11 protein-coding genes are annotated in these 9764 nt (G+C 64.3%); 3 read left to right on the top strand and 8 right to left on the bottom strand.

The window, feature by feature from the left end:
* Both EN984_RS10905 and rimM read right to left on the bottom strand, forming a co-directional pair.
* A partial coding sequence (locus EN984_RS10905; RefSeq protein WP_127383737.1) for a tRNA (guanosine(37)-N1)-methyltransferase TrmD occupies positions 1-500 on the bottom strand: 500 nt, incomplete at its 3' end.
* Positions 497-1102 (bottom strand): ribosome maturation factor RimM, encoded by a 606-nt coding sequence (gene rimM / locus EN984_RS10900; RefSeq protein ID WP_127267360.1) that lies wholly within the window; start codon positions 1100-1102, stop codon positions 497-499. The genes EN984_RS10905 and rimM, both read right to left, overlap by 4 nt.
* A 400-nt stretch (positions 1103-1502) precedes the next feature.
* Here rimM and EN984_RS10895 point away from each other — a divergent pair, with 400 nt between their 5' ends.
* Complete coding sequence (locus EN984_RS10895; protein ID WP_127270058.1) at positions 1503-2441, top strand: tyrosine recombinase XerC; 939 nt, start codon at positions 1503-1505, stop codon at positions 2439-2441.
* Positions 2442-2821: 380 nt separating this feature from the next.
* Positions 2822-3892, top strand: a complete 1071-nt coding sequence (locus EN984_RS10890) for a TraB/GumN family protein (RefSeq protein WP_127270060.1) — start codon at positions 2822-2824, stop codon at positions 3890-3892.
* A 10-nt stretch (positions 3893-3902) separates the two neighbouring features.
* Here the strand turns inward: EN984_RS10890 and EN984_RS10885 are convergent, their stop codons facing one another.
* Positions 3903-4496 carry a DUF2867 domain-containing protein gene (locus EN984_RS10885; RefSeq protein ID WP_127270062.1) on the bottom strand — a complete coding sequence of 198 codons (594 nt, stop codon included), beginning with the start codon at positions 4494-4496 and terminating at the stop codon, positions 3903-3905.
* A 77-nt stretch (positions 4497-4573) separates the two neighbouring features.
* On the opposite strand from EN984_RS10885, the gene EN984_RS10880 reads away from it, so the two are divergent.
* Positions 4574-4921, top strand: coding sequence for a hypothetical protein (locus EN984_RS10880; protein ID WP_127273296.1), 348 nt, complete (start codon positions 4574-4576; stop codon positions 4919-4921).
* Positions 4922-5019: 98 nt separating this feature from the next.
* Here the strand turns inward: EN984_RS10880 and lpdA are convergent, their stop codons facing one another.
* The 5 genes from lpdA to odhB form a co-directional block, all read right to left on the bottom strand.
* Complete coding sequence (gene lpdA, locus EN984_RS10875) at positions 5020-6450, bottom strand: dihydrolipoyl dehydrogenase (protein WP_329608532.1); 1431 nt, start codon at positions 6448-6450, stop codon at positions 5020-5022.
* A 55-nt stretch (positions 6451-6505) separates the two neighbouring features.
* Entirely contained in the window at positions 6506-7261 is a 756-nt protein-coding gene (locus EN984_RS10870) for an SDR family oxidoreductase (RefSeq protein WP_127267778.1), read from the bottom strand.
* Positions 7258-7725, bottom strand: a complete 468-nt coding sequence (locus EN984_RS10865; RefSeq protein WP_236382951.1) for a hypothetical protein — start codon at positions 7723-7725, stop codon at positions 7258-7260. Before EN984_RS10865 ends, EN984_RS10870 begins: the two co-directional genes overlap by 4 nt.
* 51 nt (positions 7726-7776) lie before the next feature.
* Positions 7777-8475 (bottom strand): DUF4241 domain-containing protein, encoded by a 699-nt coding sequence (locus tag EN984_RS10860; RefSeq protein ID WP_164748784.1) that lies wholly within the window; start codon positions 8473-8475, stop codon positions 7777-7779.
* A 95-nt stretch (positions 8476-8570) separates the two neighbouring features.
* Positions 8571-9764 (bottom strand): 2-oxoglutarate dehydrogenase complex dihydrolipoyllysine-residue succinyltransferase (gene odhB / locus EN984_RS10855; RefSeq protein ID WP_127383736.1); only part of this gene is annotated, 1194 nt, incomplete at its 5' end.

Genomic DNA, 9764 nt, shown 5'->3' with positions numbered 1-9764 from the left:
CCCGACACCGCGTTGCCCATCACGCCGGGCAACAGCCGCACCACCGCATCGAGCAGCACGAGCGCTGCCGGCTCGCCACCGGAGAGGATGAAGTCACCGATAGAGACCTCCTCCAATCCCCGCGCGTCGATCACCCGCTGGTCGACGCCCTCGAAGCGGCCGCACAGGATGACGGCGCCTGGCCCAGCGGCCAGTTCGCGCACACGCGCCTGGGTCAGCGGCTTGCCGCGCGGGCTCATCAGCAGCCGTGGCCGCGCGTCGCCTTCCGGCGAAGCATGGTCGATGGCTTTCGCCAGCACGTCGGCGCGCATCACCATGCCGGCGCCGCCGCCGGCGGGCGTGTCGTCGACGGTGCGATGGCGGTCGGTGGCGAAGCCACGGATCTGGATCGCCTCCAGCGACCACGTCCCGGCCTCCAGCGCCCGGCCAGCCAACGACAGGCCGAGCGCGCCGGGAAACATTTCGGGGTAAAGCGTCAGCACGCAAGCGGAAAAACTCACCGGTTGCCCCCGGCATCGCTCGGTCCGCGCGGCCGGCCTTTCGGATCGAAGTCTTCCTCGCGCGGGCCATCGCCATCGCCATCCTCGTCGTCGACCAGCCCGGCTGCCGCCGGATCGACACGGACAAAACCCTCGGCGATCGACACTTGCGGCACGGCGGCCTGTGTGAACGGGATCAGCACGCCCTTGCGCCCGCCCAGCGTCACATCGAGAATGTCGCCGCCGCCGAAATTGTGCACCGCGACCACCTTGCCAAGCACGGCAGCCGTATCGTCGCGGACTTCGAGGCCGACAAGGTCGGCATGATAGAATTCATCTTCCTCGCCATCGTCCGGCAGCATCGAACGGTCGACGAACAGCTCCGTGCCGGCCAGCGCCTCGGCCGCGTTGCGGTCGGCGACACCTTTGAAGCGCACCACGACCACGGTGTTGGCAGGCCTGATGTCGATGATCTGGAAGGCGCGCCCGTCCCTGGCGTAGAGCGGCCCGTAATCGGCCAGCGCCAGCGGCTCACCGGTGAAGGTCTTCACCCGCAATTCGCCCTTGATGCCATGGGCGGCGCCGATCACGGCCATCTGGACAGGGTTCTGGGGCTTGCTCATGGCGCTTTTACCTTCGTCATCCACGGGCGGAGCAGGCGCGAAGCGACTGCGCAGACCCGAGGATCCATTCCGTTACGGCGACCAAAAAGCACGGCAGTTCAGAAAGGGTCACGAGTCTCGTTCCTGCCAACTCTCTATTTGCAAACACTTCGCGCGGTCTCCACCGCAAAGCTATCAGACTTGTAACGCAGCAACGCTCGCAGGTCACGGCATGGATCCTGGGGTCTCCGCGACGTCGCTTCGCTCCTGCTCCGCCCCAGGATGACGAAGGGGGCGGGCATTTCAGCCAATCACCAAGGTAGTCACCTGCCGCCAATCGATGGTCTCCTAACCTCAGCCGGCTGTCATTTCAATGACGGCTCTTCACCGCTTCCTAACCCGAATACCCGAAAATGCCGCCATGCAGGAATTCCTGATCCCGGCCAAACCCGATCTCCAGGCGGCACGCGAAAGCTGGCTGAAGATGCTGGCCCGAGAGCGCCGGCTGTCGCCCAAGACGGTGGAAGCCTATGAGCGCGACACGCGCCAGTTCCTGCATTTCCTCACCGGCCATTGTGGCGGCTCGCCCGGCATTTCGGACATCGCCGATCTGCGCCCGGCTGACCTGCGCGGCTTTCTCGCGGCGCGGCGCAATGCCGGTGCCGGTGCCCGCACGCTCGGCCGGGGTCTCGCCGGCATCCGCTCGCTGCTGCGTTTCCTCGAGCGGCGCGGCCTCGCCAATGCGGCCGGGGCGGCAGCACTGCGCGCGCCGCGCCAACCCAAATCGCTGCCCAAGCCGCTGACAGCGAGCGATGCCAAGCATGTTGTTTCCATTGAAGGCCAACTGGCGGAGGAACCCTGGATCGCAGCGCGCAACGCCGCCGTGCTGACACTGCTCTACGGCTCCGGCCTGCGCATTTCCGAGGCGCTTGGCCTCGCCGGCGCCGATCTGGCGTCGGCGGCCGACACGGTGCTTCGCGTCACCGGCAAGGGCGGCAAGACGCGCCTGGTGCCGGTGCTGCCGGTGGCGCTCAGGGCGATCGCCGAATATCGCCGGCTCTGCCCCTACCATCTCGACCCCAAGGGCCTGTTGTTTCGCGGCGCCCGCGGCGGTCCGCTCAACCCGGCCATTGTCCAGCGCGACATGGCCAAGCTGCGCTCGGCGCTCAACCTGCCCGATACCGCGACGCCGCATGCGCTGCGCCATTCCTTCGCTACGCATCTGCTCGGCCGCGGCGGCGATTTGCGCACCATCCAGGAACTGCTCGGCCACGCCAGTCTGTCGACGACGCAGATCTACACCGGCGTCGACACCGCGAGGCTGCTCGAGATTTACGAATCAGCCCATCCACGGGCATGAACGCCAGTAGCGTCGCATAGTATCGGTGGCCAAACGTTCACCATTGGCCGAAAGCCTCCCCAACGTCGTCATCCCTGGGCGAAGCAGGAGCGAAGCTCCGTCGCGGAGACCCTGGGATCCATGCCGCGACCTTTGCCATGGAGTGCTGCGGAGCGGAATTCTGCACTGTTGCAGCGTTCCAGAGTCCCGGCATGGATCCTCGGGTCTGCGCCGCGTCGCTACGCTCCTTGCTCCGCCCATGGATGACGAAGAAATGGGCGTTTCCGCTAATCATTGAGTCATGAGCACCATCGACGTCCGCTGAGGGCGATAGCCGGTCGAAGACAATTTCGCAGTACCAATTAACCGTTTTGCCGCTTTTCGGTTCTAGGAATGGGATCATGAAACGCGTCATCGCCATCGCCGACCGTGCAGCTTCCGTGTCGCTGAAGCTGCTCGTCGCGCTCAACGTTCTGTTCTTCCTGTCGTTTCTCGCCGTACTGCTGTTCGCGGCCGGCAAGGCGCATGCCGAAATCCCGACCTGCACCGGCGCCGACATGCTGTCGGCCTTGCAGAAGAACGATCCGGCGACCTACCGCAAGATCGAAGCGGAAGCCGCCGCGACACCGAACGGCAAGGGCCTGTTGTGGAAGCTGGAAAAGCCCGGCGAGAAGCCGTCCTTCCTGTTCGGCACCATGCATATGACCGACCCGCGCGTCACCACGCTGCCTCCCGACGCGCAGAAAGCCTATGACGCCGCCGGCACCATCATCATCGAAACCACGGACGTGCTCGACAAGCAGAAGATGATGGTCGCGATGCTCAAGGAGCCGGACCTGATGATGTTCACTGATTCGACGACGCTGGCGTCGCTGCTGTCGCCCGACGATGCGGCGGCCATGAACGCCGCGCTCGACGCACGCGGCATTCCTCCGGCAACGGTTGCCAAGATGAAGCCGTGGATGCTCTCGGCCATGATGGCACTGCCGGCCTGCGAACTCGCCCGCCAGTCAGGCGGCGCCCCGGTGCTCGATGTCAGGCTGGCGGAAGGTGCAAAGGCTTCCGGCAAGCCGGTGGAAGGATTGGAGACTGCTGAAAGCCAGTTGCGCGCCATGGCCTCGCTGCCGCTGGCGTTTCACATGAAGGGCCTCGTCGACACGCTGAAGCTCGGCGATAAGATCAACGACATCAACGAAACCATGATCGTGCTCTACCAGCGCGGCGACACCGGAATGTTCTGGCCGCTGTTTCGCGTGGCCATGCCGGAGGGCACGGACGACCCCGCGGGCTATGCGGCGTTCGAGGAAACCATGATCACCAGCCGCAACAAGGTGATGGTCGAGCATGCCGAACCGATCCTTGCTAGGGGCAACGTCTTCATGGCGGTCGGCGCCCTCCACCTTCCCGGCCCCGAAGGCCTCGTCGAGGACTTCCGCAAGGCCGGTTACACCGTCACGCCTGTTGGACTTTAGCTACTTCAGTTTACTTCGCCAGGATCTGGGCCAGCATCGCCGGAACGATGATCCGGTGAAACGGCATGATGATCGCAAGATAGGCGCGCCCGAGCCAATTGTGCGTCTTGACGATCGTCGTCGCGGCCACCTCTTGCCGGCCCATGCCGAGATCCCTGACTTCGACCAGGACACGGAAATCGAGATGACGGTCGTCGAGGCCAAGCACAACCTTGCCGGGAAACTGGCTGATGAGCGGAAATATCCCGATCCGGCCTGACGGCAACACCGCAGCTTCCAGGCCCGTCTTCAGCCGGAACGGCTTGACGGCAAGGTTGCGCAGCGCCATGAGCCTGCCGACCCAGGGCGGCGTTCGCCCCAGGGCGCGTTCCGCCGCGCCGAGTGCCGTTAAAGAAAGACCCTGGGTGACCAGCACATAGCGGTCGGCGAACTGGGCTCCGGCGAGGGCAGTGCAGTGATTCGGGACAAACTCTGCCAGGGGATTCGTCACGGCAAAATCCTCCGAAAAGATCATAATAGGCACCAACTTGGCGCGTTGCATGGCGAAACGACGCCATTCCGGCGCCGGAACGGCGGGATTGTCCTTGTTTTTGGCGTTTTCCAACCCTAGCGTGAAACCAGTTCAATGATTGCGCGTTATATGGTGTTGATTGATATTTTTCATCCACGGAGGACACTTTTATGGCGAACGCACCGAATCCAAACGACCCGTTCAATCCCAACACCACCAACACCACCATCAAGCAGAGCGGTGGCGGCGGTAGTGGCTGGCTGATTGCGCTGGTCGTCGTTATTCTGGCGGTTGTCGCGTATTATATTTTCGGAAGAAGCGGTGAGCACCCGGCCCCCGCCGAGCCGCCGGCGGCCAGCACACCGGCGCCCGCACCGGCACCGGCCGAACCGATGAAGCCGGCCGAACCTGCGCCAGCACCCGCGCCTGCTCCGGCGCCTGCAGAACCGGCGCCTGCCCCGGCACCAGCGCCTGCACCGGCTCCGGCACCGGCCCCAGCGCCTGCACCGGCCAACTGATCGGCTCGATATCAAATACGAACGGCCCGCCGAAAGGCGGGCCGTTTTGTAGGGATCGCTACGTTCGTCACCCTCGGGCTTGACCGAGGATAGTGCCTTTAGATGTGGATCGGCTTGAAGAACGTTGCCAGCGCCGCCTCCTTGATCGCCTCCGACATCGTCGGATGCGCGTGGCAGGTGCGGGCGAGATCCTCAGACGAGCCCCCGAATTCCATCAGCACCGCCGCCTCGTGGATCATCTCGCCTGCGCCGAAGCCGACAATATGCACGCCGAGTACGCGGTCGCTCGTCTTGTCGGCGAGGATCTTCACAAAACCGTCGGTGTGCAGCATGGCGCGCGCCCGGCCATTGGCGCTGAACGGGAATTTTCCGGCCTTGTAGTCGATGCCGGCCTTCTTCAACTCTTCCTCGGTCTTGCCGACCGAGGCGATTTCCGGGCTGGTGTAGACGACGCTCGGAATGACGTCATAGTTCACGTGGCCGGCCTGGCCGGCAATGGTTTCGGCCACCGCCACGCCCTCGTCCTCGGCCTTGTGCGCCAGCATCGGCCCGGCGATGACATCGCCGATGGCATAGATGCCCGCGACATTGGTCTTGAGATGGCCATCGGTCTTGACCCGGCCGCGCTCGTCGACCTCGACGCCGGCTTCCCCGAGGCCGAGACTGTCGGCATAGGCGCGGCGGCCGGTGGCGATCAGCACGGCATCGGCCTCGATCGTCTCGGCGGCGCCGCCCTTGACCGGCTCGAAGGTGACGGTCGCACCCTTCTTGGCCTTGGCGACACCGGTGACCTTGGCGCCGAGCTTGAACTCGAAACCCTGCTTTGAAAGCAAGCGCTGGAACTGCTTGGAAACCTCGCCGTCCATGCCGCCCAGGATGGTGTCGAGGAATTCGACCACGGTGACCTTGGCGCCGAGCCGTGCCCACACCGAGCCGAGCTCGAGCCCGATGACACCGCCGCCGACCACCACCAGATGGCCGGGAACCTTATCAAGCGACAAAGCGCCGGTCGACGACACGATCACCTTCTCGTCGATGTCGACCTTGACGCCGGGAATGCCGGCGACATCCGAGCCGGTGGCGATGACGATGTTCCTGGTCTCGATCTCCTCGACCTTGCCGTCCTCAGCCGTCACCGACACCTTGCCTGCCGCGACCACCTTGCCAGTGCCGCGAAAGCTGTCGATCTTGTTCTTCTTGAACAGGAAGGCGACGCCGTTGACGTTCGACGACACCGTCGCATCCTTGTGCGCCATCATCTTCTTCAGGTTCAATTTCGGCGCCGATATCTCGACGCCGAGCGTGTCGAAGGAGTGACCGGCCTCGGCGAACATCTCGGAGGCATGGAGCAGCGCCTTGGAAGGGATGCAGCCGATGTTGAGGCAGGTACCGCCGAAGGTCGCGTTCTTCTCGACCACCGCGACCCTGAGCCCGAGCTGCGCCGCCTTGATGGCGCAGACATAGCCGCCCGGTCCCGATCCGATGATAACGACGTCATAAGCCATGATACTGTCCTTCTGTTTGAGCATGATGCCGTGTGACGCGGTTTTCGGATAACATCCTGCTCGATCTGCTTGAGAGCGCTCAGCGGCCGCCGCTTACATTCAGGATCGCGCCTGTCGTATAGGACGCGGCGTCGGAGAGAAGATAGAGAACCGCGCCGGCGACTTCAGCCACTGTACCGGCTCTTTTCATCGGCAGCAGGTCGCGGAACCGCTCCACCCTGTCCGGCTGCCCGCCGGAAGCGTGGATATCCGTGTCGATGATGCCAGGGCGCACCGCATTGACGCGGATGCCTTCCAGCGCCACCTCGCGGGCGAGCCCGATGGTGAAGGTGTCGATGGCGCCCTTGGAGGCGGCATAATCGACATACTCGCCCGGCGAGCCCAATGTCGCTGCCGCCGACGAGATGTTGACTATGGACCCGCCCGACCCGCCATGGCGGGTCGACATGCGCTTGACCGCCTCACGGGCGCAGAGGAACGAGCCGACGACATTGACGCGCATCATGCGCTCCAGCCGCGAAACGTCCATCTCGTCGACGCGCGCCTTGACGTCGACGATGCCGGCATTGTTGACGAAGGCATCGAGCCGTCCATAGGCGTGGTCGACGGCCTCGAACATGGCCACGATATCGGCCTCGCTGCCGACATCGCCCTTGACCGCAAAAGCCTCGCCGCCGGCAGCCTCGATCTCCGCGACCAGTGCATCGGCGGCGTCCTGATTCGCAGCGTAGTTGACCGCGACCCTGTAGCCGGCCTTCGATCCAAACCGGCAGATCGCCGCGCCGATGCCGCGGCTGCCGCCGGTGACCAGCAGCACCTTTTGCGTCCCGCTCATTCCTGGCATCCCTTCAAGGCAAACACATCCCCCGGCACTTTCGAAAACCCGCTGCCGCCATAGGCACTGGATTGGCGCAACGCTGGCCCGAGATCCGGCAGGATCAGCGTCTTCGGCGCTTCGACACCTTCGGCCGGCAGCAGCCCGATGTTGCCCTTGTCATCCGCCGTGTAGATGACGCCATGCCAGGGCGTGCAGGCGGCAAGCTCCTCGCCGGTGACGTCGCCCTCGGGGCATTTGTACATCAGCGCGCCGTTCGGCCGCGACACGCCCTCGTTCCACATGACGATGCCGTTGAGCACCACACTGTTGTCGAGGATCATGCGGAACGTATTGGTGACCGTCGCCGAGGTGCCGGTCGGCGTGAAATCGATTTCGCTGCCGCTCTGGGCGTCGCCATAGACGGCGAGTTCTATCGGGCAGGCGGCATTTGCGGCAGAGTCGGTGAACAACACGGCCAGCATCCCGGCTGCACATCGGATAGTGGGCGATAGGACGCTTTGCATCAGCGCGACCTACTTGCTCTCGCGGCCATCGGCGTTTTCCAGCACGCCGAAATCGGTCAGCAGCAACAACGGCTCGCCTGCTGCGTCCAGTCCCCAGAATGACGGATAAAATCCATCACCCCAGCCGCTCCAGAACATCGCGATGTTGAGCGGGTTGCCGGCAACCGGATGATGCATGACGAACCTGTCCTGGTTGGGTGCGAATTCGGCGGCCAGCACGTCGTCATAGTAATTCTCGTCGGCCTTGAGCTTGTCCTGTTCGGCCGACATCAGCGCCATCGCCGTCTTGTCCATGAAAGAGCCAAGGCCGGCTTCGACGGGGTAGCCGAACATTTCGTCGTCCTTCAGGGTCGACACGTCCTGGTCTGGCAAGGTCGCCAGTTCCCAGCGGACCGGCGTGCCTGGGCGGAGCCGAAGGAACGCTGCTGCCACACGTCCCTGGGCCTCGAACAGAGAAACCGGATAACTTCCAGGTTTGACCTTGCGGCTCAATGCTGGCCAGTCATCGCCTGTGACCAGAGGATCGCAGGCCATAATCTCGCCCGTCGGCAATTCGAGTTGGCCGATCGGGGTGACGGTTATCTTCCGCTCCGCCAATTGCACGTCACTAAGGGCAAAGATGCCGAGGTTGCTGCTCACCTTTGCCGGATTCCATCCGGCGGCGATTGCCAGCGAAGGAACAGCAGTGGACAAGCCAAGCCAGAAAATACTGCGCCGAAAAGTCCGCTGCGCGCCGCCCGCGGCCCGGCCCAGTTTGAACCCGAACCGTTCCAGCCAGCCGCTCACGGGGCGGTTGGCCTTGCTCACAGATCGAGCACCAGCCGTTCCGGATCCTCCAGGCTTTCCTTGACGCGGACCAGGAAGGTCACCGCTTCCTTGCCGTCGACGATGCGGTGATCGTAGCTGAGCGCCAGGTACATCATCGGCCGGATCACGATCTGGCCGCCGACCACCACAGGCCGGTCCTGGATCTTGTGCATGCCCAGAATGCCCGACTGCGGTGCGTTGAGGATCGGCGTCGACATCAGCGACCCGTAAACGCCGCCGTTGGAAATGGTGAACGTCCCGCCTTGCATGTCGGCGACCGACAGCTTGCCGTCGCGCGCGGCGATGCCCAGCCGGCCGATGTCCTTTTCGATCTCGGCGATCGACATCTGGTCGGCATTGCGCACGACCGGCACAACCAGGCCCTTTTCGGTGCCGACGGCGACGCCGATATGGGCATAGTTCTTGAAGATGATGTCGGTGGCGTCGATCTCGGCATTGACCGAGGGGATCTCCTTCAGCGCGTGTGTCACGGCCTTGGTGAAGAAGCCCATGAAGCCGAGCTTCACGCCGTGCTTCTTTTCAAACACATCCTTGTACTTGGTCCGCAGTGCCATCACCGCTGACATGTCGACCTCGTTGAAGGTGGTCAGCATGGCTGCGGTCGACTGCGCTTCCTTGAGGCGGCGCGCGATGGTCTGGCGCAGCTTGGTCATGCGCACGCGCTCCTCGCGCGAAGCGTCGTCGCCCGAGGACGGCGCGCGCACGGCAACCGGTGCAGGTGCCGCCTTCGGCGTCTCCGCCGGCTGCGACGGCGCACCCTTGGAGATGACGTCGAGCACGTCGCCTTTCAGCACCTGGCCACGCTTTCCCGAACCGGAGATCTGGTCGACCGAGAGATTGCTTTCGGCGATCAGTTTCGCTGCGGCCGGTGCCGGTGGCATGGTGCGCGGCTCGACCGGGCCGGCATCGCCGGCGATCTTGGCGGTCTCGGCCGCGGCTTGCTTGCCGGTCGATGCCGCATCCGGCGACGAGGCCTGCGACACCGCCTGCGGCTTGGTCGCTGGCGCGGCGGCAGCGCCACCTGCCGAAATCGAACCGAGCAGCGCACCGACACCGACCGTCTCGCCTTCCTTGGCGGTGATTTCGCTTAAGGTTCCAGCGGCGGCGGCAGGCACCTCCACCGTCACCTTGTCGGTCTCGAGCTCGACCAGCGGCTCGTCGGCGACGAT

It is taken from the genome of Mesorhizobium sp. M7A.F.Ca.CA.004.12.1.1, from assembly GCF_003997835.1.
Taxonomy (GTDB): Bacteria; Pseudomonadota; Alphaproteobacteria; order Rhizobiales; family Rhizobiaceae; genus Mesorhizobium.
Note: the sequence above shows the minus strand (reverse complement) of the source record. Positions and strands in the feature narration are given on the sequence as shown.

Coding starts and splice junctions, on each gene's coding strand:
- EN984_RS10880 (WP_127273296.1), top strand. CDS start 4,574: ATGGCGAACGCACCGAATCCAAACGACCCGTTCAATCCCAACACCACC.
- lpdA (WP_329608532.1), bottom strand. CDS start 6,450: ATGCTCAAACAGAAGGACAGTATCATGGCTTATGACGTCGTTATCATC.
- EN984_RS10865 (WP_236382951.1), bottom strand. CDS start 7,725: ATGCTGGCCGTGTTGTTCACCGACTCTGCCGCAAATGCCGCCTGCCCG.
- EN984_RS10870 (WP_127267778.1), bottom strand. CDS start 7,261: ATGAGCGGGACGCAAAAGGTGCTGCTGGTCACCGGCGGCAGCCGCGGC.
- EN984_RS10895 (WP_127270058.1), top strand. CDS start 1,503: ATGCAGGAATTCCTGATCCCGGCCAAACCCGATCTCCAGGCGGCACGC.
- EN984_RS10890 (WP_127270060.1), top strand. CDS start 2,822: ATGAAACGCGTCATCGCCATCGCCGACCGTGCAGCTTCCGTGTCGCTG.
- rimM (WP_127267360.1), bottom strand. CDS start 1,102: ATGAGCAAGCCCCAGAACCCTGTCCAGATGGCCGTGATCGGCGCCGCC.